A 26,272-nucleotide genomic window follows, 5' to 3' on the forward strand; every position below is an offset into this window, starting at 1 on the left:
CTCTCCTCTCTTATTTTGAACCGCTTAACGCCAGTTCACGTGTCATCGCCGCCACATCACTGGCTATAACCAAACTTTCACCAACCAGAATACCCTTTACACCGGCCGTTTTTAACTTTTGGGCATCTTCCCCGTTTTTAATACCGCTTTCACTGATAATCACGCGGTCTGGCTCACAATGATTCAACAACGTGAAGGTCTGGGCAATAGTAGTTGTAAAAGTCTGCAAATCCCTGTTGTTGATGCCTATCAATTTAGCCTCCGTTTGCTGCACCCGGATAAGTTCTGCCAAGGTATGCACTTCCACCAAACAATCCATTCCTAAATCCCTGGCAATTTGCAAAAAGCGCACCAACTCAGCATCTGATAATATTGCGGCAATTAGCAGTACAGCGTCGGCTCCGGCTGCTCTGGCTGCATACAACTGATATTCGTCAATGATAAATTCCTTGCAGAGTACCGGCAGCTTCACTGCTGCTTTTACTTTGACAATATCGTCGATATTGCCGCGAAATGCAGCATTGGTATGCACCGATAAGGCGGTAGCTCCATTACCAGCATAAATCTGCGCCAATTCAAGCACTGTGTACTTATTGCATAATGTTCCTTTGGCTGGCGAAGCCAGCTTGCACTCGGCAATTAATGACCATTCAGCTTCTTTGATTGCCCCGCTAAAAGCAAAGCTGCCTGATACTACCTGACTATCTATTACGGCAAGCGGTTCATCCATTTTGGCTGCCGCAACCGCCAGTCTTGTCTGCATTATAATTTTATCTAACATGCTGCACCTCGGTTCGTCTGACAGCGGCAATGAACCGCTCTATTTTTTCTATATCTTTAACCCCATTGGTTTCAACACCGCCAGATATATCAACCCCGTCCGGCTTAAGAACCTGAATGGCTTCGGCCACATTGTCTGGTGTTAAACCGCCAGCTGCCATTAGCGGTTTCGGCGCTTGCTGCACAAGTACCTGGGCTTGCTGCCAGTCAAAAGCCATCCCTGTTCCGCCCTGCTGTCCGACGCTAAAGCTGTCAAACAGCGTCCAGGCCGACTGATAACCAGCAAAAGCCGTTACCCTAAATTCAGGGCCGATGCGGAAAGCTTTTATAACCGGGTAACCAACCTGTGAGCAATATTCCGGTGACTCGTCGCCATGGAGTTGAACATAGTCCAGCCGGCACTCCCGCGCTACCGCCTGCACCTCATGTAATGGCGCATTGACAAATACCCCTGCCTTAGCAATGCCTGACACCTGACGGGAAATTTTCTGTGCCTGCGCTAGCGTAATCTGCCGTTTGCTGCTAGCAAACACAAAACCCAGTAAATCAGCACCAAACTCTTTGGCGGCCAGCGCCGCTTCCACTGTGCTGATGCCACAAATTTTTATGATAATGGCAATCCCCCCCTATCCTGGTAGTTTTGTGTGAAGGTTTTTAGCGCTTCTAGTTTGGTATATGCACTACCACTATCAATACTTTTGGCTGCTAGCGCAATCCCTTCCTCAATATCGCCTGCTGCATCAGCTATGACCAGCGCGGCGGCGGCATTCAGCAGTACAATGTCCCGTTTGAAGCCCTGCTCACCCTTAAGCAGCCTGATGATAATCTGCGCATTTTCTTCGATAGTGCCACCTTGATAATCAGCCAAAGTGCACCGCATAAAGCCGTAGACTTCTGGTTCAATTACATAAGAACGAATTTCCTCACCGCGTACTTCGGCAACTTGGGTTGGCGAAGCTGTTGATATTTCATCAAGCCCATCTAAGCTGTGCACAACCATCGCACTAGTTACGCCCAGTTCAGCAAGCGCATGAGCTACCTTGATAGTCAGCGCTGGATCATATACGCCAATAAGCTGGCACTGTGCTCCTGCAGGATTAGTCAGCGGACCAAGCAGATTAAATACAGTGCGAAAACCAAGTTCTTTGCGTGGTTTAACGGCATACTTCATGGCCTGATGAAAACTAGGAGCAAAGATAAAACCAACGCCAATCGTGTCAATGGCCTCTGACACGACCCCAGACGGCAATTCCAGCTTTATCCCTAATGCGTTCAGGACATCAGCACTGCCGCAGGTGCTGGACACGCCCCTATTACCATGTTTAGCCACATTAAGCCCGGCGCCAGCCAAAACAAAGGCTGCTGCTGTTGAAATATTGAAAGTCCCCCGCTGATCGCCACCAGTCCCGCAGGTATCAATTAGTTTTTTTGAACTGCATTCTACCCTAACTGCCTGATTACGCATGGTTTCAGCAAAACCAGCAACCTCCAAACTGGTTTCCCCTTTCATCCGCATAGCTGTCAAAAAAGCGCCGATTTGCGCATCACTTGCCTGTCCTGACATGATTACTTGCATAGCAGCTTTGGCTTCCTCGCGTGAGAGGTCTTGGCCAGCAATTGTTTGAGAAAGATAGTGTTTCAACATAACTGTTGCCTCCTTTAGATAGAAAATAAAAAGAACCATTTCGCCGAAAGGGGCGAAATGGTTCGCGGTACCACCCTAAATTGGAAAATGTATAGGCAGGCGGAAAATAAAAAGACCATTTCACCCCAGGGGCGAAATGGTCGCGATACCACCCTATTTGAAAAGCCTAACACTTTCCCTTGTTCAGATACGGGAATAATACATCCGATACCCTAGCCTGCTAACGGTGGCATCCGGCCCAGCCTACTTGCATTTGCGTTTGGTGGGCAGCTCACAGGTCCATTCCATATGTTCTCAAGGCTGGTCATCACACCTCCGGAAAATCCGGTCACCAGCTCGCTGAACTAAAGTGTACACATGTACTCGTCCTGCTCACAGCTATTTACAATATGTAAGATTATCGTCAGTATAAAGTACAATTATCATCTTGTCAATAGTATTTTTCAAAAGAGTCGTTAAATTTATGGTTGCTTTATTTCTATACTGCATTGTATAGTACTATTGAGGTGTTGAGATGCGTGTACATTTACTCTTAGTCCTTGTTGCTTTTCTCTGGGGAATAAATGCGCCGATCATGAAGATTGGACTTATCCATATTCCGCCCATGCCGTACAATGCAGTCCGCTTGTTTGCGGCCTTAGCTATTGGTTGGCTTGTCTTACGGCGTATGTGTATCTGGATACCCCTGAGACACGAAGATTGGAAAGCCCTCACCATATCAAGTATCGGTTTTTTCTTTTTTCAACTCTTTTTTACATTTGGGGTACAGTTAACTACAGCTGGCAATGCATCACTTATTTTGGGCTGTCTGCCTGTCAGTATTGCTATTATCAACCACTTTCACCGAATTGAAACCATTAAGTCACAAGTCATCAAGGGTATCATACTCTCTCTGGTTGGTGTATCTCTAATGGTAGCAGGTACAGGCAAAGAACTTAGTCTCGCCGGAGATCATAGTATCGGTGCCATACTACTTTTATTTGCCCAATTGAGTTATGGTTACTACACGGTTTTTTCTCGGCCATTGTCAGTCACTTACTCAGCCTACCAAGTTACCGCTTATATTTTGCTGATTTCCACTGGACTATTTACGGTTATATCTTTGCCGTCCGTCCTAGCCGTAGACTGGCAGACCGTGCCCTGGCCAGGTTGGGCCAGTATTCTTTACTCAGGAATCTTTCCGCTTTGTTTAGCCAACTGTCTTTGGATATGGGCAACAGCCAAGGCAGGTAGTACCACAGCCTCCCTGTATAACAACCTAGCACCTGTTTTCGCCGTTGGCGGCGGCTACTTTTTCCTCGGCGAAACCTTTGGTTGGTTGCAATTCACTGGAGCCGTTATCATCTTGGTTGGCTTGTATGTTTCTAAAGGTAATAATTCGAAAACTACAACAGAAAAATCCAGGTGACTCAGTTATAGAATAAGTCCCGCATTCCATTTTAAATTGGAATACGGGACATTTTAATTCAGTACTACTCTACAGCACCGCTGCCAATATCCATCAGAGTACGTGTTAACAGATATAGGCGTGGTGTAATACTCGAAACCTCAATAAATTCTTCTGGTGTATGGTCGTTACCGCCAACAATTCCTAGTCCATCTACGGCTATAGCGCCGACAATCGCGGCATAATTCGCATCTGAACCACCGCCAGAGCCTTGAACACCCAAAGTAATACCAAGTTCTTTGCTATAGATATTTTGAAGATGTGTCACCAACTTCTCGGTTTTATCATTTTTCGCAAAAGGCGGTCGACCACGGAATAGGTCGAATGTCACTTTTGTGTCAGGCACTAACTGTTTCTGTGAAATTCTCTTTGCATCATTCACTATCCTGTCATATTCTTCTGGATATAATACGCGCACATCAGCCTGTGCCCAAGCGGCATCAGGTATTACGTTAACAGGTGTCTTCGTCTTATCCAACAATGTCCAGTTTACGGTTGTCATTTTGGCTGGATCGCTCAGTTTAGAAAGTTGAACGATTTGGTGAGCTAATTCCACAGTAGCATTACGTCCTTTTTCTGGTTCAATGCCCGCATGGGCGTTACGTCCTGCTACCTGCATTGTTAAACGGCCAATACCTTTGCGCCAATTCATTACATAATCGCCAGGAATTCCTGGCTCCACGCAAAGTGCATACTTATGTTCTTTTGCGGCTTGCATAATCACTTCCCGGGATTCAAGCGAACTTTTTTCTTCATCAGGATTAATCAAAAATGTGATACGATCGTAATCTTGAAATCCAGTTTCTTTTAAAATGGCCAGCGCATGCAAGGCCAGTGTTAATCCGCCTTTTTCATCGGAAACGCCTGGTCCATAAGCCTTTATCCCATCAGTGGTAAATGGACGTTTTTCCGCAGTACCGGCTACATAGACCGTATCAGCATGGGCCAAAATTAGCGCCGTTCCTTTACCTGTTCCACGAAATACCGCTTGGATATTGTAGCCTGCCTGCGGTTTGTTTACTTCAGTATAAGTAACTTCGGCACCCAATTCCTTAAGTCGATCAATAAGCAACCCCTGATATTTTTTAAGACCCGGCTCATAGGTACTGCCACTATCAATGTTAACGTAGTTTTCAAGATCGGCAAGTAGTGTCGTTTTATGCTCCTCACATTTTTGATACACGATCTCATCTTTTACTGCCGCCATTGCAACAGTCGAAACTGAAAAAAGGACTATTAAACCAATTATGACTGCGGGAATAACCTTTTTTAGTAGCCTACTCATTTTTAGCATACCCCCTATTAGTATCATGCAGGAACGGTTTAAACTATTTGATGCAACTTATTTATATACCTATCACCCCACATCCTTGTTTCCATTAAATGCCTAATATGTTATTCGCTATTGGTATTTTAAATCCTTTTAATATTCTAAAGCTTCAGATAACAACGTTTTCATGTCATAAACTAATAAGTCCCGCATGCCAGTATTTCCAGCATGCGGGACTTTATTACATTATTACTAACAAGCCTGTTTAAGCTTCTTAATCTCCTCAATCAATATAGGCAATACTTCCAAAACATCACCAACAATACCAAAATCGGCAGATTTAAATATGGGCGCAGCGTCGTCTTTGTTGATGGCAATAATGATGTCTGAAGTCGACATACCTGCCAAGTGCTGGATAGCACCGCTGATTCCGCAGGCAATGTAGACTTTGGGGGCTACTGTTTTGCCGGTTTGTCCAACCTGGTGAATGGCCGGTTTCCAACCAGCGTCAACCGCTGCACGCGAGGCTCCGACAGCACCACCTAATACAGCAGCCAATTCTTCAATAAGTGTAAAATTCTCAGGTTTTCCCATACCCCGGCCACCGGCAACAATAAACTCAGCCTCTTCCAGATTGCAGGAAGCCGTATCCGCAAGTGACAGAATTTCAATCAGCTTGGTGCGAATGTCAGTAGACGTAACTTTGCTGGCAACTTGAACTAGCTCACCGGTACGGGACATATCCAGTTCTGGGCGTTTGAAGACATTGGGCCTGACGGTTCCCATCTGCGGACGATGGTTAGGACAGAGAATGGTGGCCATAATATTGCCGCCAAAGGCTGGACGAGTCCAGGCAACAAGCCCTGTTTCTTCATCGATGCCCAGATTAGTACAATCAGCTGTTAGACCAGTCCCTACCCGACAAGCTACCCGAGGACCAAGATCGCGCCCGTCATTGGTTGCCCCCATGAGAATAACCGCAGGCTTGTAGGTATGAACCAAATCCGTAATAGCAATGGTATAACCATCTGTGCTATAGTGCTTATATTCTGTTCCTTCTAGTAAATATACTTTATCAGCTCCGCTAGCAAACAAATCCTTTGCTAATGGTTCCACACCATCACCGATAAGAACGGCGGCCAATTCCTGCTGCATAGCGTCAGCCAACTTGCGACCTTGGCCTAAGAGTTCAAGCCCGACATTCCGGGCTTTGCCTTGAAACTGCTCGATATATACCCAAACACCTTTATATGCACTAGTATCTACTGTCGATTCTGCAGCAGCAGGACGAGTGATGGCCGTTACAGCACACACATCAACACAAGCGCCACATACTGTACAAGCATCGGTAACTACGGCTTTATCATCTTCCATAACAATAGCGCCGAACGGACAGGCATTGACGCAGGCACTGCAGCCAATGCACTGCTCTTTGTCTAAAATTACAGCCATTTTTAAATACCCCCTGTTATCAGATAATTTTCGCCTGGTTTAGTTTCGTTAACAGGCGATTTACAGCAGTACGAGCGTTCTCTTCCTGAATAATCTCACCTTGTACCCGCTGCTCAGGGGTAAAGATACGGCGCACTTGGGTTGGCGAGCCTTTAAGTCCAATATGCTCAGGATTTACGTCAACATCAGCAGCAGTCCAGACAGGAATCTCTTTACGGTTGGCTTTCATGGTGCCTTTGATACTGGGATAGCGTGGTTCATTGATCGATTTCACCACACTTAAGAGCACAGGCAACGTAGTCTCAATAACTTCATAGCCTTCTTCATGTTCACGTTCAGCGCGAACAACACCATCCGTAATTTCCAGTTTGGAAACATAGGTAATTTGGGAAATATCCAAATGCTCGGCAATCTCTGGCCCTACCTGGGCAGTATCACCGTCAATGGCCTGCTTGCCACAGATAATTACGTCAAAGTTACCGATTTTTTTAATTCCAGCAGCTAACGTACGGCTGGTAGCCAGCGTATCAGCTCCACCAAAAGCGCGGTCACTTAATAAAATGGCTTCATCAGCCCCAAGGGCAATACACTCTTTCAATGCATCTTTGGCCTGCGGCGGCCCCATCGAGATTACAGTGACTTTTCCACCATGCTTTGCTTTAAGCTGCAAAGCTTCTTCTACCGCATTTTTGTCAAAAGGATTTACAATGCTTGGTACGCCCTGGCGAATCAGTGTATTTGTCTGCGGATCAATTTTAACTTCAGTGGTGTCAGGCACCTGCTTGACACAGACTATTATTTCCATGTAATATCCTCCTGTTGTAAAAATAGAATAAGAGTAACAAATTATACCATCTCTTATTCTAATATTATTTACTGGCAAACTGCAACTTATTTTGTTGTTATAACATAAAATAATTCGTAGTGCTATAATAAAGTAAAACTTCGTAACATCCCGGAGGCGACAAAGTATGAAGCTACTCTTACATCAAAGACTACGGCATTATCTATTATTGCTGATCATAATTACTGTAGCCGTTGTTGAAATTCCCATTATTGCGGTTGGCCATTTAACCAAACCGGTTCCCAGTGATACTATCATTGTGTTGGGGGCCAAACTTATTGGCAACCAGCCTAGTACCATGCTCAGGTTACGTCTCGACGAAGCCATCCAGTTGTATAACCAGGGCTTTGCACCAACCATTATCGTCAGTGGCGCCCAAGGCCTGGATGAAATAGCCAGCGAAGCCAGCATCATGCACCAGTATCTTGTCGCTCATGGTATTCCATCTGAAAAAATTTATCTAGAAGAAAAATCCTACAATACGCACCAAAACCTGCTTAACTCTAAAACTATCATGCGTACGCAAGGATTTCGTCACGCCATCATCGTTTCCAATGCTTCCCATATCAGACGTTCTTTAGTACTTGCACAGCAACTAGACATTGAGGCCAGCGGTTCGCCAGCCCCTATGGCAGATAATGCCTACCTAACAACTAAACAATATGCCCGCGAAGGAGCGGCGATGTTGTCGCTGTTGGTGTTTAACAAGTAGTAATTGTCCCTTTTCCCAAAAGGCTTTCAATGGCGGCAAGTGCCGCTGGTGACGGCTCAATCCAAAAATCCCGTTCTGTTTTGATTACGCGGCGGCTATCAATAAGATGCAGATAAACGGCAGACGAACCAGTATATTTATTGAGCAGCTGTTTCAGCCCTGCTAAAGTATCAGGCGTTTCCTGGTCTTTTCGTAAGGTGATTCTAACCTCTGCGCCAGCACTGCCCAGGGGAAGAATGTCATCAGCCATAATCTTGGCTCCTTCTTCGTGGATATTAAGCCGTCCGTAAACCATAACTGACAGATCAGGCGCCAGCAAACGACCTGTTTTTTCAAAAACCCGGGGAAATACAATAACCTCTACCTGTCCGGTGAAATCTTCGAGAGCAACAAAACACATCATACTGCCATTTTTGGTATTAATGCGTTTAGCACTGGCAATCAGTCCGCCCACCCGGATGAGCTGCCCATCAGTATACTGGCCTTCTGTCAAACTTCCCAGTGACGGCAAGGTCTCAAGCTTAGCCCGATATTTATCTAATGGATGACCGGTTATATAAAAACCGGTTATTTCTTTTTCTAGCGCCAACAGTTGTTCTTGAGGCAATTCAGGTATATTAGGTAAAACAACATCATTCACACATTCTAAAGTATCCTCACCAAACAGCCCTAATTGACCACTTGCCGCATCCTTTTGCCGACAGGCAGCCACCTCCACTGCTTGTTCCAATACCTCCAAAAACTGAGCGCGACGAGCCTTGAGCGAGTCAAACGCCCCGCATTTGATCAAACTCTCAATTACGCGCTTGTTAACCAGCCGCATATCCACGCGGGAGCAAAAATCAACAAGCGAAGTAAAATTACCTCCCTTTTTCCGGGCTGCAATAATGCTTTCCAGCGCATTGTCGCCCGCATTTTTAACTCCGGCCAACCCAAACCGGATGGCGGCATGATCCACAGAAAAAGCCCGACCGCTCGCGTTAATATCTGGGGGCAAAACAGCGATACCCCGGCGGCGGCATTCTTCAATATAATAGCCGATCTTATCATTTGTCCCCATTACACTTGTCAACAAAGCTGCGTAAAATTCCTGGGGATAATGGGCCTTGAGATATGCCGTTTGGTATGCGACTAACGCATAGGCGGCACTATGGGATTTATTAAAACCATAGTCAGCAAAATGGGTCATGAGATCAAACACCTCATGGGCTAGTTTGGCATCAATCCCCCGCTCAGATGCTCCTTTAAGGAAATTCTCGCGCTGCGCCGCCAATACCTCATGTTTCTTTTTCCCCATAGCCCGGCGCAAAAGGTCAGCCTGTCCCAGTGTAAAGCCAGCCAATGCCGAAGCAATCTGCATAACCTGTTCCTGATACAAAATAACCCCAAAGGTATCTTTCAATATTGGCTCAAGCAGTGGGTGCAAATAGGTAACTGGTTTTTTCTCATGACGGCCATCAATAAAGTCTGACACCATGCCACTGCCCAACGGCCCTGGCCGATACAGTGCCACCAATGGAATCAAATCATCAAACCGTTCAGGTTTTAGTTCTTTCACCAGATTGGTCATACCGCTGGACTCCATCTGAAATACACCTGAAGTATCGCCGCTAGACAGCATAACACATGTTTTAGTATCCTCAAGCGGAATTTGCTCTATGTTCAGTTCTTCGCCCCGGTTATCCTTAATGAGTGCAATGGCATCGCCGATGACAGTCAGCGTTCTAAGTCCCAAAAGGTCCATCTTTAACAGACCAATTTCCTCAATCTTGTCTTTATCATATTGAGTGACGAGAAAACCCTCACTTGACAGCTGCAATGGCGCAAAATGCGTTAATGGCTCTTTAGCAATAACCACGCCGGCAGCATGCGTTGAGGCATGGCGTGGCAACCCCTCCACCGCCATGGCCAGGTCAACCAGTTTTTTTACTGTATCTTCCGCATCATACAAGCCTTTTAATTCCTGATTAGCCGATAAGGCTTTTGTCAAAGTAATTCCCAGTTCAGCTGGCACCAGTTTGGCAATACGGTCAACATCACCATACGGCATATTTAGCGCCCGGCCGACATCACGAATCGCCGCTCGCGCCGCCATAGTACCAAAGGTGATAATTTGCGCCACGCGGTCGCTTCCATAACGGGTTACAACATATTCAATAATTTCGCTACGGCGTTCATAGCAAAAATCAATATCAATATCAGGCATTGACACCCGTTCCGGATTTAAGAACCGTTCAAATAGCAAGCCGTATTTAAGAGGATCAATACTAGTAATGCCTAATAAATAAGCAACAATACTGCCTGCCGCCGAACCCCTTCCCGGACCTACCGGAATAGACTTTGTCCGGGCATAGTTGACAAAATCCCAAACGATCAGAAAGTAGCTGGGATACCCCATTTTCTTTATTACACCAAGCTCATAGTCAAGCCTGTCTGTTACCTCAGGTGTTGCCTCCGAATATCTCCAGGGGATGGCCTGGTGGCATAGCTGGGTTAGGTATTCAACATCACTTGTTCCATCCGGTGTCGGGAAATCAGGCAGATAGAGTATATCAAAATTAAAGGTAACCTCACATCGTTCAGCAATTTTGCCAGTATTAGCCAGCGCTTCCGGATATTCAGCAAATAATTCAGCCATTTCAGCTGGGGTTTTCAAGTAAAAATCATCACTGGGAAACCTCATCCTGCCTGGCTCATCCACCGTTTTTCCTGTTTGAATGCAAAGCAATACATCATGGCATTCGGCGTCCTGTTTATGAATGTAATGAGCATCATTGGTGGCAACAAGACCTAGTCCTAACTTCCGTGCTATTTTGACCAGCTGCTGATTGGCTTGTTTTTCCTCAGGCATTCCATGATCCTGAAGCTCAATAAAGAAGTTATCTTCCCCAAAAATCTCCTTGTATTCGCTAGCCAGCGCCTCAGCTCCGTCAATATTCCCCCGCAGGATGGCTGCAGGGATTTCACCGGCAATACAGGCGCTTAATCCAATAAGGCCTTCACTATAGCTGCGCAGTATCTCCCTGTCAATACGGGGTTTATAGTAAAACCCTTCACTATAACCGCGTGATACCAGCTCGATCAGATTACGATATCCCTGGTCATTAGCAGCAAGTAAAACCAAGTGGTAATAGGACTCCCCTTCGACAGCTACTTTATCAAACCGCGAACGGGGCGCAACATATACCTCACAACCAATAATGGGCTTAATTCCCTGTTTTTTAGCTTGTTTATAAAAATCGATGATACCATACATCGTGCCATGGTCAGTCACCGCAACAGCAGGCATTCCCAGTTCCTTGGCCCGGGATACCAGGTCTTTTATTCGCCCGGCTCCGTCTAATAGACTATATTCAGTGTGGTTATGTAAATGGACAAATCCTACATTGTTGTCAGCATATTTTTCAGTATTCATAAGGACTGATTATCCTTCCTATATATTCATTATATGTTATTTAATCAGCTGGTCTTTTTCCTACAAATTTTGTTTCAGTTGCCAAGGCCTCCCGCACCGCTTCAATCATACTATTTTTAAAAAACGTCAAATCTCCTGTTTCAATTTCAATCGGTACCTGCGTATGTTCAAAAAACTCCAGTATGTCCTCATCCGTATATTCGCAAATGCCGGTATCAACAAGCACAATATTATCATAAAATGCAAAAGCCTGTCTCATACCCACTTCATCCACACCCCAGCCCGGATCAAAAAATTCACGCCACTTCTTTAGCCAGCTGGGTGTCATATAGAAAGTTTTGGGATCGCGCTTCTGCCCATCCGGCAACAACTCTCCCAGAAAAATTTCCCAACAACTTGAGCCCTTCAAACGAATCAAATCATAACCGCGCAAAAATTCATCAAACAGTGAATGACATTTCTCGCCAAACATAAAAATCACTCTATCTGCCTGCACTGTGTCCAAGGCCTGCACTACCTTTTCCTGTAATTTTTTCAAGTCCACATGCACACGCAGCGGAAGATACACCACGGAAAACTCACAATCAAAGAGCTTTTCCTGCTCAAATTCCGCGATGATCTTTTCCAGTTCCAATTGAAAAATTCCACAGCCAAGAAAACATATTTTCATTTAAACACTAACCTCCTGCCTATTGGCTTGCCTGCCGCCAGCATACATCTGACAAGCTTTCGTCTACAGTATGACTGTTTTTTCAAGACAAGCCCACCTAACTAATCTCTTTTTAGTTTACCATGACTGCGTCAATATAGGAACTAGTAAAGAATTTTGCAGTATTATGGCAGGTATTAATCCACCCCATGTGGAAACTGTAATAAAAAATAAAGCTAGAGGTGTTGTACAATTGCATCATATCGGTATATTACAACTAACACAGAATTTGGATGATGCAGTACGCGGCTTTAAAGCCGGACTGACTGACGCGGGTTTGATTGCTGAATTTCATTATTTGAATGCAGATGGCACTCTAAGCGATTTGCCGAAGCTTGCCGAAAAACTGGCTGAGCAAAAGGTAGATCTCATTTTTGCCTGTTCTACTCCTGCCGCACAAGCGGCTGTCCAGTTAGCAGGCACTATCCCGGTAGTATTTACACCTGTGTTTGATCCGGTAGGCGTTGGTTTAACGCAAAGCATGGATAGGCCTGGTGGGAAAGCTACAGGCGTGGCTGGCATGGTTCCAGCTGCGGCTAAAGCAGCTTTTATCCGTGAGCTTTTACCTGCCGCCCACAGTATTGGTATTTTATATCATAGTGGAGACAGTAATGCCCTGCTGGAGGTAAGAAATTTTAAACAGGCAGCTAGCTCTACCTTTACACTCATTGACCTGCCAATAGTTATGCCTGAAGATTTGTCTACCTTACCTGATAGGCTCCCTCCCGCTCTTGATGCTCTGTTTCTGCCTATTGGCCGAGTTGTTGAGGAGAACTTTGCCAGTGTAGCCTATTACGCCGAAGCAGCTAACCTGCCGATTATTACTTCTCATGCACCCAATGTTCCGTCAGGTGCGTTAGGTGCGCTGGTAGCCAACCACTATGAACTTGGAATTGCCTGTGCCGTGAAAGCGTCTCAAATTCTTGCCGGTACTCAGCCTGGTAGTATACCTGTCGGCATTGTGGATAGTCCTGAAATTCAGCTTAATGCGTTTGTCGCTGACAATTTAGGCATTAAACTGCCACAAGCATTACTGACAAAGGCTACAGCTGTTTTTGAGTAACAATCTAGAAATATGGAGTGAAATACATGCTGTTAACCCCTCAATCTGTTGAACTTTTAGCCCCTGTCGGCACATGGGACGTGCTTGAAGCTGCCGTTACCGCCGGTGCTGATGCTGTATACCTTGGCGGTAAACGCTTTAATATGCGACTTCACCGTACTGATACCAATTTTGATGATGAAAAATTGGCCCGAGCGGTAAAATATGCCCATGCCCATAATGTCCGCCTTTATGTCACTGTTAATAACCTGATTAGCGAACGAGAAATCCCCGGTATGCGCGAATATCTCAAACTGTTAAATCAAATTCAGCCAGATTCATTAATTGTACAGGACTTAGCTATTTTACAACTGGCCCGGGACATGAATATTACCGTTCCACTGCATGCCTCGGTTATGATGAATACCCATAATGAACATTCTATTAAAACCCTGATGGATTATGGAATTACCCGGATAGTCGCCAATCGTGAGTTAACCCTGACTCAACTTACACTGCTTAAAGAACGCACCGGCATTGAGCTGGAATACTTTGTCCATGGCGATATGTGTGTGGCTCATAGTGGCCAATGTTATCATTCCGGAATCGTTTTCGGGCAGAGTTCTAACCGTGGCCGTTGTTTAAAGCCTTGCCGCTGGCCGTATCAATTGGTTGACACCGCTACTGGAAAAACAGTGTCCGCCAATGATCCAGGCCTTTATAAATTAGCTATGAAGGATATGTGCCTGTACACTGCTTTACCTCAGCTAATTCAAGCAGGTGTCTGCTCTTTTAAAATTGAAGGTCGTATGCGTACTGCTGATTTTGTCAGCCGAGTTGTAAAAGTTTATCGCCAGGCCATTGACCGCTATATTGCTGATCCTGCAGGTTATACCTTGGATATGGCTGACTGGCAAGAGCTCTCCGACTATCGCACCCGAGACTTCTCCACTTGCTATGCGCTTGGCAATCCTGGCGCCAGCTCTATCGGCTACACCGGCGAACGCGAACCGCGCTTTTTCAGTCAGGCCGTCAAAGAAGCCGACGTTACGGCCAATACGTTCCTGCCAACAGTCATCCCCAAAGAGTTCGCTGCTTCAGTCAACCGTCCTCGGCCACAGTTGGCCGTCCGGGTAGCCTGTCTTGACTCATTGTCCAGTGCTTTGCAAAACGGCGCGACTGTTGTCTATATTGGCGGTGAGGCCTTTAAACCGAATAAGCCCTGGACGTTAAAAGACGTAGAAGCTGCCATCAGCGAGGCTGCCAACTATAAGGCTCAGGTCATCGTTACTACCCCACGCATTACTATGGAACGTGAAATCAGTGAATATGAACAATTATTCAAGAGCCTGGAAACTATAAAACCGCATGGCCTGATGGTTTCTAATAGCGGTATGCTGCGCTTAGCCCAACAAACTGCGGACCTGCCAATTCAGGCTGACTTCTCTATTAACCTATTTAACCACCTTACCGCTGCCTGGTTAAAAGCCAATGGCGCCAGTAAAGCTACCATTTCTCTGGAAGCCACCTATGAACAAATCGCCGAGTTGGCCCAAAATAGTCCCTTGCCGCTGGAAATGATTGTCCATGGTGCTATTGAGGCAATGGTGCTTGACCATTGCGTGCCTTCCGCAGTTCTAGAAGGCACAGCCGTTCATTTCTGCCGCGATTTGTGCACAGAACAGCACTACTCCCTCTTAGACAGCGCTGGCGAACGGCATGACCTTAAAATTGATCAATACTGTCGCAACCATATTCTGTTTGCTAAAGATTTGTGCCTGCTCCCCCATCTGCCGGCACTTATGAGTGCCGGCATCAATCATTACCGGATTGAAGGCCAACATTATCCACCAGAACTTGTCGGCTTAATCACAGCACTATACCGAACAGAGCTTGACAAACTGGCTGCCGGCGGTAACTATACATTTGACAAGACCTGCATTGATAAACTGACTGCCATCAGTCCGCGCGCGCTGGGCATCGGTACCTTCCGCTACCGGATATCACGGTAATTTGCAATTTTAGAGGTGAAATTATGAGTGACATAAACACCAGCCAATATATTGGCCCTAAAGAAATCCTTCAAAAAAAACAAGACTATATCATCCCCTGCGTGTATCATTTTTATAATGAGCCCATGCAGTTAGTTAAAGGAGAAATGCAGTACCTATATGACCATAACGGCAAACAGTATCTTGACTGTTTTGCCGGTGTGTCGGTTGTCAACTGCGGGCACTGCAATCCGGAGATTACCAAAGCAATCTGTGACCAAGTCCAAACGCTGCAGCATACCTGTACCATCTATCTTACCGAAAACATCGTCAACCTGGCTGAACGTCTGGCGCAAATCACACCAGGTCGTCTACAAAAGACCTTTTTTTGTTCCAGCGGCACAGAAGCTAACGAAGGAGCAGCCCTGTTAGCCTCGATCTATACTGGAAAACAGGAATTTATCAGCTTGCGTCAGGGGCTTCACGGACGTACAAAGCTGACAATGAGTTTGACAGGCCTGTCGCTGTGGCGTACAGATACCAGTCCGGTCGGCGGCATCAGTTTCGCCCCTAATGCCTACTGTTACCGCTGCCCCTATGGCAAGCGTCATCCCGAATGTGATTTAGCCTGCGCTAACGAAATTGAAGCAATAATAAAAACAGCCACCTCTGGCCAGGTAGCTGCCTTCATTGCTGAGCCTATTCAGGGTAATGGCGGTATTATTACCCCACCACTCGGTTATTTCAAACGTGTGAAAGAAATTCTTGACAAATACAATATTTTGCTCATTATTGATGAAGTTCAGACAGGCTTTGGCCGTACTGGTAAAATGTTCGCCATTGAGCACTATGGCGTTGAACCTGACATTATGACCATGGCTAAGGCACTCGGTAACGGCGTCCCGGTCGGCGCTTTTACCGCCCGGCCCGAAATCGCCAATACCTATACTCGTCCAGGAGCTTCAACACTAGGCGGAAACCCGGTAACCTCGGCTGCCGCATTGGCTACCCTAAACGTAATCGCTAAAAACAACTTACCGACCCGTGCTGCCGAGCTTGGAGAATATCTACGGAACGGTCTGACCGAGCTACAAAAAAAGCACTCTCTCATCGGCGATATTCGCGGTCATGGTCTAATGCTAGGTGCTGAGTTGGTTAACCCTGATAAATCTCCGGCCGCCCAGCAGCTTGATACGATTTTGGAACAAATGAAAGACCGTGGCTTCTTATTTGGTAAAAATGGCCCTGACCGCAATGTTATGGCTTTCCAACCGCCACTGGTAATTACCCGCGAGGATTTGAATAACCTGCTAAACAATCTGGCAGATGTGTTAGCCCATATAGCTTAACAAACAAAATACTACTATACAACGTTCTTAAAAGCTTGTGATTCAATTGTTGCTGTTAACCACGCATAGTCTGCACCCTGCGAATATTTTTCTGGGTGCGGGCATCTTTTTTTCCTGGTAACAGTATTACTGCCGCCCGCTGGCGCTCAGTCGTTAAGCGAATAGCATGGGTCACAATCATAAGAACTGAAAAACTGGCCCAAATACCAGCAAAAACCTGTCCGGAAACAGATTTCATAAATACTGGAAAATTACCAGCAAAAATTACTAGCATTGTACTAAGCGCAAGTAAACTGACCAGCGAACCAAACTTGCTGGTTCGATTCTTAAATCCTCTCATCAAACCCCATCCCTTCTTTAAGGCTTAATGAAGTATATGACACTGAAATTGGGTTTATTAATTAAAATTGCAATATCCAAACTCATGGCTTTTGGGGGGAATAAGAAAAACGCTACTTACCTGCTCCAGGTAAATAGCGTTTATTCTTTACTAACACCAGACCTAATCACTTACATTTCATTCTTTACCCGCACATAAGTAGGCACTGAGTAAGCAAATATCTTTTTATCCACTTCAATACTGGCATAAGCATACAGCATTACCTTTTCCGAAACCCGTTGAACGCTGCCGCCCAAAACATAACATACACCATTTAAAAAGTCGCACATCCGCTGCTGGGTATCGGTATCTACCTGCTGGTAATTAACAATAACAGCAACATTGCTTTTGAGATAATCAGCATAATTTTGTACATCGTCAAAAGAGGTTGGCAAATCAACCACTAGTTTGAACTTCCCTGCTTGCTGACTGTGTACCTTTAATTTGGGACGACGCTCAAGCTCCTGTACAGTTTCTTGTACAGCTGCTTCTTTGGCAACAGGCATATCCGCTTTTTCTGGCGCTGACATATCTTCTTCCATCGGTATTAAAAAATTTGCTATTTTATCCATTAATCCAAGCGCCACTGGCAAACGCCTCCTCAAAAAATTCCTACAGTATTATATTATTTGATATTTTCGACACCATTTATGGCAATTCCTGCCTTACAACAATGAATTTTCACATTACTAGCAAAACAAGGAAAGATTTCCTAGTAATTTAGGACTTTAGCACTATAACTGACATTTTTGACAACCAGTACCGGGAGTAAGCAGTAGCCTGTTCAAAATTGTAAAAACGAGATTGCCACTTAGCCGTTCGTAATGACCAAATTATTCAGTCATTACAAGAAAGCATGATGTAGCAATCCCGTTTTCAATACCTTTTCTTATTTAACAGTCACTGTAATTATTGTTTGCGTTCACGACCACGAATATGTCGATCTAACGTAGTCTTGCGCAAACGAATACTTTGTGGTGTAACCTCCACAGCCTCGTCATCATTAATATATTCAAGCGCCTGCTCCAGGCTTAAAATCCGTGGTGGAGTCAGGCGAATACCATCATCAGTACCACTGGCACGCATATTAGTAACATGCTTTTTCTTGCAGGGATTAACATCCATGTCCATATCCCGCGCATTTTCTCCGATAATCATACCTTCATATACAGGTTGTACGGGAACAACAAACATAATACCCCTGTCTTGAATACTATTAATACCATAACCAGTAGTTTCGCCTTGTTCAAACGCTACCAATGCGCCTCGGGTACGGCCAGGAATATCGCCTTTATATGGCACATAACCATGGAAAACATGGTGCATAATGCCATTGCCCTTGGTATTGGTCAAAAAGCCTGATCTAAAACCAATCAAACCACGAGCCGGAACAATGAATTCCATCCGTAAGTAGCCAGCCAGTTCAATCATATTGACAAGCTCGGCGCGACGGGTACCTAAGCCTTCCATAACTGGTCCCATAAATTCCTGTGGTACATCAATTGTCAAAAATTCCATCGGCTCGCAGCGCTTGCCGTTAATTTCTTTATAGATTACCTGCGGCTTGCCAATCTGCAGCTCATAGCCTTCACGTCGCATTGTCTCAATAAGAATCGACAAATGCAGTTCACCCCGGCCTGCCACCACGAAAGAATCCGGACTGTCGGTTTCAGTTACCCGCAAACTAACATTGGTTTCTGCTTCCCTAAACAAGCGGTCACGAATATGACGGGACGTAACATACTGGCCCTCCCGGCCAGCAAATGGGCTGGTGTTTACCGAAAAGGTCATGGCAAGTGTTGGCTCATCAATCCGGATAGCAGGCAAAGCTTCCGGATTCTCGGTATCGGCTACAGTATCGCCAATATTGATTGATTCAAGACCAATCATAGCAACAATGTCGCCTAGCGCAGCCTCTTGGACTTCAGTACGCTTTAACCCCTCATATATGTATAATTTGCCGATTTTGCCCTTGCTTTCGGCCTCACCATTCAACAGTGTAACATTTTGGCCATTTTTAATGCGTCCCCGTACAACCCGGCCAATCGCAATCCGGCCAACATAATCGTCATAATCTAGCGTAGTAATCATAACCTGCAGCGGTCCGTCAATATCACCCCGCGGTGCAGGTATGGTTTTTTCAATACACTCAAACAACGGTTTCAAATTGTCGCTGTCATCATCCATGGCCATTTTGGCAATACCGGCGCGTGCTGTTGCATATACTACTGGAAAATCAAGCTGTTCATCGTTGGCATCAAGCTCGATAAATAGTTCCAATACCTCGTCAAGCACATCTTCTACCCGCTGATCTGGGCGGTCAATTTTGTTGATAACAACAATTGGTTTGATTTTTTGCTCTAAGGCTTTGCGCAGTACATACTTGGTCTGAGGCATAGGTCCTTCGAACGCATCCACCAAGAGTAATACACCGTCAACCATATTAAGCACCCGTTCAACCTCACCGCCAAAATCGGCGTGACCCGGGGTATCAACAATGTTAATTTTGATATTATGATACATTACCGCCGTATTTTTAGATAAGATGGTAATGCCGCGTTCCCGTTCCAGGTCGTTTGAATCCATAACGCGTTCAGCAACATGTTCATTTGCGCGGAAAACACCGCTTTGTTTGAGCATAGCATCAACTAAAGTAGTCTTGCCATGGTCAACGTGGGCAATAATAGCGATATTACGTAAGTCATTGCGTTCCATATAAAATGATAGCCTCCCCTATAATGAGCAAAAGGATGCTCGTATTTTGCACCCTTTTGTAGTGTCATGCACTCTTCACTATATTATACCAGCTATCATATGTCAAATTAAATTTATTTTCGAATGCAATCACGGTTAACTTCTCCCTGCTTAATCCGATCAATTACACTCATTCCTAGATCCTCCTTTTCGAATTTAAACCATTGCTTCCGCAAACAATAATGTTGGGAGGTGATATTTCTTGGGCCAGAAGAAAGTAAACAAGGCTAATGATGCTCATAAGCTAAAAAAGGCCAAAGGATACAGCAATAAGAAAAATGACAGCTATTTCGGTACCAAAAATACCAACCATCCCAATACATGAGGGCAGCATCGGCTGCTCTTTTTTGTCTAACAGAATTTATAACTAAATTCTGTTGACATAAGAATGACTAAGGCTTCTGCCGGCGACGCACCCGGATGGTGCTAGTGCCGATTGCGCCATAGATGGCATAGCAATCGGCCGTTCTGAGGGACTTGGCACAAGCCAAGTCTTATCTTATAAGATAAGAAAGTATAAGTTTTTGAGAGTCGTGGAGGTCTTATAAAACAAGGTGTGTCAAATACGAAACTCGGCACAGGTGGCTGTACTGTTTGCGGCCAGTAACCCTCGTAACTCCCGTAACCCCTCGGCCTTTGCCGGAAAAAGCGTTCCGCAGGAGAAAAGCCGGGCGGTATTCCGTTAAGAAATCCGTACTGTCTGAGCGTAGCGAGTTTACGGATTTTAGGAATATCGTCCGGCTTTTCAGCTTTTGGAGGCTTGGGGCCTAGACCTTTTGTTACTTTTGGGGCAATGCCAAAAGTAAAAGCCCCTCACCTTGTATTCGATTGACTAAATATCTGATGTGTGCAAATCCAAAGAACTAGCCAAAAGCCAAGCCCATTCCATTATGACTTGTTGGAGGCAACCCACGCGGATCCGGTGAGAGTGGACGCCATTGATGTGGACCTGACCCCGGACTCCAGACAGGCGGTGGTGTTTTATATCTTATACGTTCCGTCCAGTCAATACTGTCTCAAAATCCAGATATTTTTTCATGAGCATAGTACCGCCACCTTCCGAAACGACGCGTAGCACAGCGTCCGTATCACGTACCCGCGATCCGGCGACGTGAGTGATTTTTGTATCCTTGAAGACGCCACCACACAAGGGTGAAGATGGCCCTAACAGTACCGCTGCGCGAGGCTCCCCCAGTCCGGCATTCAATTCGTCAAATGTCCCATTGATAAGCGACGTGCCAGTAATGATAGCTACTGTACAAGCGCTCAGTACGTCGCCAGCTTTTTCAGGTGGAAGTGTGTCGCTGTGCTTATCATTCAATTCCAGGATGTCGAGTTGACATCCTGTTTTGCGCAATTGGGCCACAATCGGGCCGAAATATCCAACCATAGCTACTCTGTCATTATGAGTAATATGAAGCGATGAGATGACTTCTTCCTTCAGTGTCGGGAAATTTGGCAGAGAGGCAAGTAAAGCATTTGCCGTCGCTAGACCAAGCGCCCGCGCCAAGACAGACACCTCGTCACCGAGCATGATTAGTAACTCTTTTGCAGGACGTCCGACGAGGGACCCTGCGCTTGCGAAATAAGTACAACTGGGCGCCGACAAATCCGGAGTCCCGGCCACTCCTCCATGGCCACTTTCAATTTTTACGGCAGTGTACCCCAGTCCGATACGTACATCGCTAATTGCTATATGCTCCGTATGGGGCAGCAAGAAATTGATCAGATGTTTTTGTATGGTCATTACTATATTATTTCCTCCTTTATGTTAATAGAATAGGGATTAAGGTTGATAATAACATATGGTTCTGGACAGTACAGAACCATATGTTATTATCAGCTAATTCTGTTGAATCAAAGGTTTCCGACCATTTCGCTAAAGGATTATCCTAATTTAATAGACACTTTTTGTCCGGTTTTATATATTTTCTTTCTTTCTAATCCTGACACGATACGCGACGCACCAACATTATCTTTTACAACAAAACTTGATAAATCATTGACACCAAAGGAAAATAATTTTGGCGCCAACGGGGTAAACGGTCCGACAATTATTACATATGCATTTTGGGCCAGTTGCAGCATACGTGGTAGTGTTTTATTAATCAAACTAACACAACTGAGAATAACAAAATCACTTTCCGGCAGAATATATTCAGCAGCTGCTTCCGGATAATCGCCTTCCAACGGTTCACGTTCAATGATAGCAAGATCACATACCGGTTGAAACAGTTGCTCAATATAAGGAAAATGCCCCAAAACGGCAACTTTCTTGTTTTTTATCACATTTTGATAGGCAATAAACGGATCATTCAGGCGATCCTCACTATACAGACTGTTTGCAAGAGCAATTCCGTTGCTACTCGCTATTTCCGGTGAATTATACCAGGCGTTTATCGCCGCCATACCAACGGAAGCTTCGATAAAATTCCAGGATTTAATGCATTCCGCCAATTTTTTTAGTGGCATATTGAGTGACTTTTTCATCATTTCCGGCAGGCTATCTCCCGGCAAAATATGGCTAAAACCGCATCCATTGCCACTTCGTATGAGTACCGCATAAGTGCCGCAAATAAATTCATCGACAAGGCACTCCTCTGGTATTCCTTCGATTAAGGCGTCATATAATTCCCACATATATTCTTCTCCTTATCCCATATTAAGGGAATTCAACCTCTTATATTCACCATACACTCAATCACTATAAAACAACCTTCAATGGATGAACTCTTTCGCCATACCTCAACTGCTGTCGAATTCCTTGCATGATCGCATCCAGTTTTTCAATGTCATTCAAGCTTTTTATTTCTTCATCCGAAGTTTCCAGGATTTTATGGATGCCGCCGTTTTTTATTACAATACGTTTATCGGCACTCAAAGCAAGCAATGGATCATGAGTAGAAATCAATACAATTTTTTCATTTTCTGTTAATAAGCTGATAGCTTGCTTTCGGTCAATCCCCGCGTTTTCAATTTCGTCAATCAAAACAACCGGTGAAGGACACATATATACTGTATCGGCAATCATCAATGCACGAGATTGCCCTCCCGAGAGCTGAGTCACTTTTGTATCCATAGTGAATTTTTCACCAGCGAGCTCATTGGCGCAGGTAAAACATTGGTTGATCACTTGTTCAGCATTCTCACAAAGACGACTTTTAGCATGCATTGCCAAAAAGTCTGCGACATTCAGGTCCATAACAAAATTCATATTTTGCGACAACTGTGCTACCATTTTATTGCCGATATCAAACCGTTCTTCGTCACTTAACGAGTGATCATTAATCAATATTTGGCGTCTGGTCGGTGTATCGCACTGAGCTAAACACTCGATATCACCCAGTAAACGACTTTTCCCCGAACCCGTAGGACCTACAATACTAATGACCTCACCGACCGTCATCGTAAGGGTCACGTTCTCCGGTTCCCCCTGTTTATTTCTACCGCCTATGATTGTAATAGTTTGTACCCTTTCCCGTTCTTCCCGGTTATTCTCCAATGTCGCCATGAATTTTATCAATTCTTCAGTTAGGCTGAATACATCGAGTCCGAACTCATTTAGTTGCTCCGGCAATATTTTTTCCAACGCACAGGCCACTGTGAGATTTTTCTGCAGATCCTGCAAATTATAATTACTGAAAAAATCCTGTACGATCGGATAATCGCTGATGATTTCTGCAATTGTCTTAGTTGTAACGCTCTCTCTTATTCCTGCATTTTGCGTCATATTTTCACCTGAATTCCATCTTTTTCAGCATTCCCATTTGGTAGGTTTCACCGATTCGCATTTCCCCGGTGCAGTAGGCGCATACAGAAGCAGGCATTGAAAAGCGCAAACGGCGACTTCTAAGCGTAGTGATATCGGCAGCATTCATGACATGTTTGCTCAACATGAATGCCCCTTGACCAGTAATGCCGTTAACAAACAGTATTCTGGCACCAGGATTGACTTGCCGTACATTAAACATAAACACTTCCCGTTCAGCCTGCGAAACAATATCTCCTTTGGTAATCAAAACAATATCGGCCAGTTTCAGCATGGGACCTATTTTTCGCGGAGTATTAACTCCAGATAGATTATCAATAACACAAATAGCAAGAACTCCCTGAATATGCGGAGAACAACGATTGCATAGACCGGCACTTTCGCTGATCAGTATATCAAAACCAGCGCGATTCCCCCATTCAACTGCATCTTCAATATTGCTGATAAAGAAATGATCAGGGCAAAATTTTCCTGAAAATCCCACTTGAACTTTTACGCCATACTCTTTATAGCGCTCTTGGTCAAAGGAAGTCAGACAGTCGAATTTAATAACCCCAACCTCTTGATTGTTGTCTCTAAGACAATCAATCAATCTGAGAATTACTGAAGTCTTACCGGACGAAGGCGCCCCCGATACCGTAATAAGTTTCATAAATATCCTCCCAAAATCGGTTACTGGCAGCTTTCTAAATCAAGACCATGCAAGATCCTGAATATTTTCATATCGTGATTTAGACGCAACAAGGGAATTTCTTCCTTACGAGATATGATACTATTAAAACTGATATAAATCAATATATGTGATAGTTTTAATTTGTTTATGTTTACTTACGATTGGTTATGATTGTTTTTATTTTAGGCTTTGGTAAAAAAATTCATAAATTCAAAAATTCCTCCTATTGGTATTCTTCTGGAATTTTCAGCTTCTTCTCTACAGAATATTTGTTTCTTTGTGGCATAATAAAAACGCCCCCTAAAGTGACAGTTTTTATTATTTCAACTGTCTCCTTTAAGGGGAGCATATCATGTAGCTTCCTTTACCTTTAAGTCCATAAATCACTAAGTGTTTTTTTAATGAATTTTTGAATTTTTTCAACACGTTTAAGCACATCTTGCAGCTTGTTACCGTTGATAAGAACCAAATCTTCCATTTTGCTCCGGAATTGATCCTGTTCCTTTTCCATTTCGTCAAGAACCTCTCTAAGCTGCTGAACAGCCGGCTCAAACTCGATAATAGCTGAAGGCTCAACCTGCCAGTTGCGTCCAGTCAACCTAACAGCATCGCCGTACTTGGGAATATATGTTGGTATATTAAATTTGTCAGCAATAAGAGCAGCAAATGGCTCAGACATTTCTTGTTCACCATGAACAATAAAGATATTAGCCGGTTTGCTCGTAAAGTTACTAAGCCAGTCTGTCAGCTGATCTTTGTCAGCATGGGCAGAAAAGCCTTCCAGGTTAGCAATTCTGGCCCTGACACTGATTTCTTCACCCATAATCCTGACTTTTTTAATACCTTCTAACAATCGCCGCCCCAAGCTGCCTTGGGCCTGGTAGCCAACAAACAGTACAGTGCTCTCCGGCCGCCACAAGTTATGCTTCAGGTGATGAAGGATACGCCCTGCATCGGCCATGCCGCTTGCTGAGATAATAATGGCAGGATGGTCTAAATTATTAATGGCTTTGGATTCCTCGGCTGTTTTGGCAACAGACAATTGCGGAAATTGTAAAGGATGGTCCTGGTCTTTATACAGCAGATCATAGGCTTCGCGATCATATTCCTGTGAGTTCTTTAAGAATATCTCTGTAGCCGAAATAGCCAGCGGACTGTCGATAATTACTGGAATTTTGGGAATCAGACCACCTTTAAACAAAGCATGCAAGTTGTAGAGAAGGGTTTGCGTACGCCCGACAGCAAACGATGGGATTATGACGTTACCGCCTTGCTCTACAGTTTCATTAATATATTGCGCTAATTTTTCTATCGGGTCACTCGGATCATGAATCCGATCCCCATAGGTTGATTCAAGAATGAGATAGTCGGCCTGCTCAATAACAGCCGGATTACGAATAATCGGTTGGTCAGGTTGACCTAAATCACCAGAAAATAAAATTTTTGCTGTTTCACCATTTTCTGTTCCTACTATCTCTACCATGGACGAACCCAATATATGGCCAGCTTCCCTAAAAGTAAGAGTTACCTCTTCGGTTATTTTTATCGCTGTATCATAAGCCATAGGTGAAAACTGTTGCAAGCAGGTATATGCCTCATCTACCGTATACAGCGGCTCAATAGGCTTACGTCCAGCCCGCTGCCCCTTCCGGTTAGCAAGCTCGGCCTCAAACTCTTGAATATGCCCGCTATCAGGCAGCATAATACTGGATAATTCGGCAGTTGCTTTGGTAGCATAGATGGTTCCTTTAAAGCCCGACTTGCATAGGCGAGGCAACAAACCGCTATGATCGATATGCGCATGGGTTAAAAACACAGCCTCAATATCTGCAGGATTATAGAGAAATGGCCGTCTGTTAAGAGCAACAATGGCCTTTGATCCCTGAAACATACCACAATCAACTAAAAACTTTTTTTGACCAATTTCGAGTAAGTAAGAGGACCCAGTTACCATGCCAGCGGCCCCCAAAAATGTTAAATGCATTGGATTGACTCCTTTTTTTCAATTATTATACTAACTACATATTGGCAAAACCCTCTT

At 44.6% G+C, this 26,272-nt stretch carries 22 protein-coding genes and 1 other annotated feature; of the genes, 6 read left to right on the plus strand and 16 right to left on the minus strand.

From position 1 onward, the window contains the following. Positions 1–10 precede the first annotated feature (10 nt). The 3 genes from trpC to trpD are packed head-to-tail and all read right to left on the minus strand — an operon-like array spanning position 11 to position 2,425. The gene (gene trpC, locus ACZ449_RS09845; RefSeq protein ID WP_464260851.1) at positions 11–781 is read right to left on the minus strand and encodes an indole-3-glycerol phosphate synthase TrpC; all 771 of its coding nucleotides are present in this window, start codon (positions 779–781) and stop codon (positions 11–13) included. Further along, positions 771–1,364, minus strand: coding sequence for a phosphoribosylanthranilate isomerase (locus ACZ449_RS09850; RefSeq protein WP_464260852.1), 594 nt, complete (start codon positions 1,362–1,364; stop codon positions 771–773). Before ACZ449_RS09850 ends, trpC begins: the two co-directional genes overlap by 11 nt. Before the next feature lie 20 nt (positions 1,365–1,384). Next, the gene (trpD, locus tag ACZ449_RS09855) at positions 1,385–2,425 is read right to left on the minus strand and encodes an anthranilate phosphoribosyltransferase (protein WP_464260853.1); all 1,041 of its coding nucleotides are present in this window, start codon (positions 2,423–2,425) and stop codon (positions 1,385–1,387) included. 124 nt (positions 2,426–2,549) lie between these two features. Then, positions 2,550–2,810: a binding site (T-box leader), on the minus strand. Between the two features lie 129 nt (positions 2,811–2,939). Here trpD and ACZ449_RS09860 point away from each other — a divergent pair. After that, the gene (locus ACZ449_RS09860; RefSeq protein WP_464260854.1) at positions 2,940–3,833 is read left to right on the plus strand and encodes a DMT family transporter; all 894 of its coding nucleotides are present in this window, start codon (positions 2,940–2,942) and stop codon (positions 3,831–3,833) included. Between the two features lie 64 nt (positions 3,834–3,897). On the opposite strand, the gene ACZ449_RS09865 is transcribed toward ACZ449_RS09860, so the two are convergent. The 3 genes from ACZ449_RS09865 to ACZ449_RS09875 form a co-directional block, all read right to left on the minus strand. Further along, complete coding sequence (locus ACZ449_RS09865; protein WP_464260855.1) at positions 3,898–5,157, minus strand: glutamate carboxypeptidase; 1,260 nt, start codon at positions 5,155–5,157, stop codon at positions 3,898–3,900. Between the two features lie 237 nt (positions 5,158–5,394). Continuing rightward, entirely contained in the window at positions 5,395–6,594 is a 1,200-nt protein-coding gene (locus ACZ449_RS09870; RefSeq protein ID WP_464260856.1) for an FAD-binding protein, read from the minus strand. Positions 6,595–6,613: 19 nt separating this feature from the next. Then, positions 6,614–7,399: an electron transfer flavoprotein subunit beta/FixA family protein gene (locus ACZ449_RS09875; protein WP_464260857.1), complete on the minus strand. Its 786-nt coding sequence runs from the start codon at positions 7,397–7,399 to the stop codon at positions 6,614–6,616. Positions 7,400–7,565: 166 nt separating this feature from the next. On the opposite strand from ACZ449_RS09875, the gene ACZ449_RS09880 reads away from it, so the two are divergent. Continuing rightward, a complete protein-coding gene (locus tag ACZ449_RS09880; protein ID WP_464260858.1) occupies positions 7,566–8,150 on the plus strand; it encodes a YdcF family protein in 585 nt (194 codons plus the stop codon). Here ACZ449_RS09880 and ACZ449_RS09885 read toward each other — a convergent pair. Together ACZ449_RS09885 and ACZ449_RS09890 are read right to left on the minus strand one after the other, a co-directional pair. Further along, positions 8,140–11,565 (minus strand): DNA polymerase III subunit alpha, encoded by a 3,426-nt coding sequence (locus ACZ449_RS09885; RefSeq protein ID WP_464260859.1) that lies wholly within the window; start codon positions 11,563–11,565, stop codon positions 8,140–8,142. The two genes, ACZ449_RS09880 and ACZ449_RS09885, sit on opposite strands and share 11 nt — an antisense overlap. A 40-nt stretch (positions 11,566–11,605) precedes the next feature. After that, on the minus strand, positions 11,606–12,199 hold the full coding sequence (locus ACZ449_RS09890) for a DUF1638 domain-containing protein (RefSeq protein WP_464260860.1): 594 nt from the start codon (positions 12,197–12,199) through the stop codon (positions 11,606–11,608). A gap of 268 nt (positions 12,200–12,467) precedes the next feature. On the opposite strand from ACZ449_RS09890, the gene ACZ449_RS09895 reads away from it, so the two are divergent. The 3 genes from ACZ449_RS09895 to ACZ449_RS09905 are packed head-to-tail and all read left to right on the plus strand — an operon-like array spanning position 12,468 to position 16,656. Further along, complete coding sequence (locus ACZ449_RS09895) at positions 12,468–13,337, plus strand: ABC transporter substrate-binding protein (RefSeq protein WP_464260861.1); 870 nt, start codon at positions 12,468–12,470, stop codon at positions 13,335–13,337. A 26-nt stretch (positions 13,338–13,363) separates the two neighbouring features. After that, a complete protein-coding gene (locus tag ACZ449_RS09900; RefSeq protein WP_464260862.1) occupies positions 13,364–15,328 on the plus strand; it encodes a peptidase U32 family protein in 1,965 nt (654 codons plus the stop codon). Positions 15,329–15,351: 23 nt separating this feature from the next. After that, the gene (locus tag ACZ449_RS09905) at positions 15,352–16,656 is read left to right on the plus strand and encodes an aspartate aminotransferase family protein (protein WP_464260863.1); all 1,305 of its coding nucleotides are present in this window, start codon (positions 15,352–15,354) and stop codon (positions 16,654–16,656) included. 55 nt (positions 16,657–16,711) lie between these two features. Here the strand turns inward: ACZ449_RS09905 and ACZ449_RS09910 are convergent, their stop codons facing one another. The 3 genes from ACZ449_RS09910 to typA form a co-directional block, all read right to left on the minus strand. Next, a complete protein-coding gene (locus ACZ449_RS09910; RefSeq protein WP_464260864.1) occupies positions 16,712–16,996 on the minus strand; it encodes a hypothetical protein in 285 nt (94 codons plus the stop codon). A 170-nt stretch (positions 16,997–17,166) separates the two neighbouring features. Continuing rightward, positions 17,167–17,622: a cell division protein SepF gene (locus ACZ449_RS09915; protein WP_464260865.1), complete on the minus strand. Its 456-nt coding sequence runs from the start codon at positions 17,620–17,622 to the stop codon at positions 17,167–17,169. Between the two features lie 322 nt (positions 17,623–17,944). Continuing rightward, on the minus strand, positions 17,945–19,750 hold the full coding sequence (gene typA, locus ACZ449_RS09920; protein WP_464260866.1) for a translational GTPase TypA: 1,806 nt from the start codon (positions 19,748–19,750) through the stop codon (positions 17,945–17,947). A gap of 241 nt (positions 19,751–19,991) precedes the next feature. Here typA and ACZ449_RS09925 point away from each other — a divergent pair, with 241 nt between their 5' ends. Continuing rightward, positions 19,992–20,114, plus strand: coding sequence for a hypothetical protein (locus tag ACZ449_RS09925; RefSeq protein WP_464260867.1), 123 nt, complete (start codon positions 19,992–19,994; stop codon positions 20,112–20,114). Between the two features lie 663 nt (positions 20,115–20,777). On the opposite strand, the gene ACZ449_RS09930 is transcribed toward ACZ449_RS09925, so the two are convergent. The 5 genes from ACZ449_RS09930 to ACZ449_RS09950 form a co-directional block, all read right to left on the minus strand. After that, the gene (locus tag ACZ449_RS09930; RefSeq protein ID WP_464260868.1) at positions 20,778–21,536 is read right to left on the minus strand and encodes a Rossmann-like domain-containing protein; all 759 of its coding nucleotides are present in this window, start codon (positions 21,534–21,536) and stop codon (positions 20,778–20,780) included. 140 nt (positions 21,537–21,676) lie between these two features. Further along, positions 21,677–22,429 (minus strand): Rossmann-like domain-containing protein, encoded by a 753-nt coding sequence (locus ACZ449_RS09935; protein ID WP_464260869.1) that lies wholly within the window; start codon positions 22,427–22,429, stop codon positions 21,677–21,679. A 64-nt stretch (positions 22,430–22,493) separates the two neighbouring features. Further along, positions 22,494–23,519 (minus strand): ATP-binding cassette domain-containing protein, encoded by a 1,026-nt coding sequence (locus ACZ449_RS09940; protein ID WP_464260870.1) that lies wholly within the window; start codon positions 23,517–23,519, stop codon positions 22,494–22,496. Between the two features lie 4 nt (positions 23,520–23,523). Then, the gene (locus tag ACZ449_RS09945; RefSeq protein ID WP_464260871.1) at positions 23,524–24,210 is read right to left on the minus strand and encodes a GTP-binding protein; all 687 of its coding nucleotides are present in this window, start codon (positions 24,208–24,210) and stop codon (positions 23,524–23,526) included. A gap of 391 nt (positions 24,211–24,601) precedes the next feature. Continuing rightward, positions 24,602–26,215 carry an MBL fold metallo-hydrolase RNA specificity domain-containing protein gene (locus ACZ449_RS09950; protein WP_464260872.1) on the minus strand — a complete coding sequence of 538 codons (1,614 nt, stop codon included), beginning with the start codon at positions 26,213–26,215 and terminating at the stop codon, positions 24,602–24,604. Positions 26,216–26,272 lie beyond the last annotated feature (57 nt).

The sequence above is a fragment of the Desulfosporomusa polytropa genome, assembly GCF_055380075.1.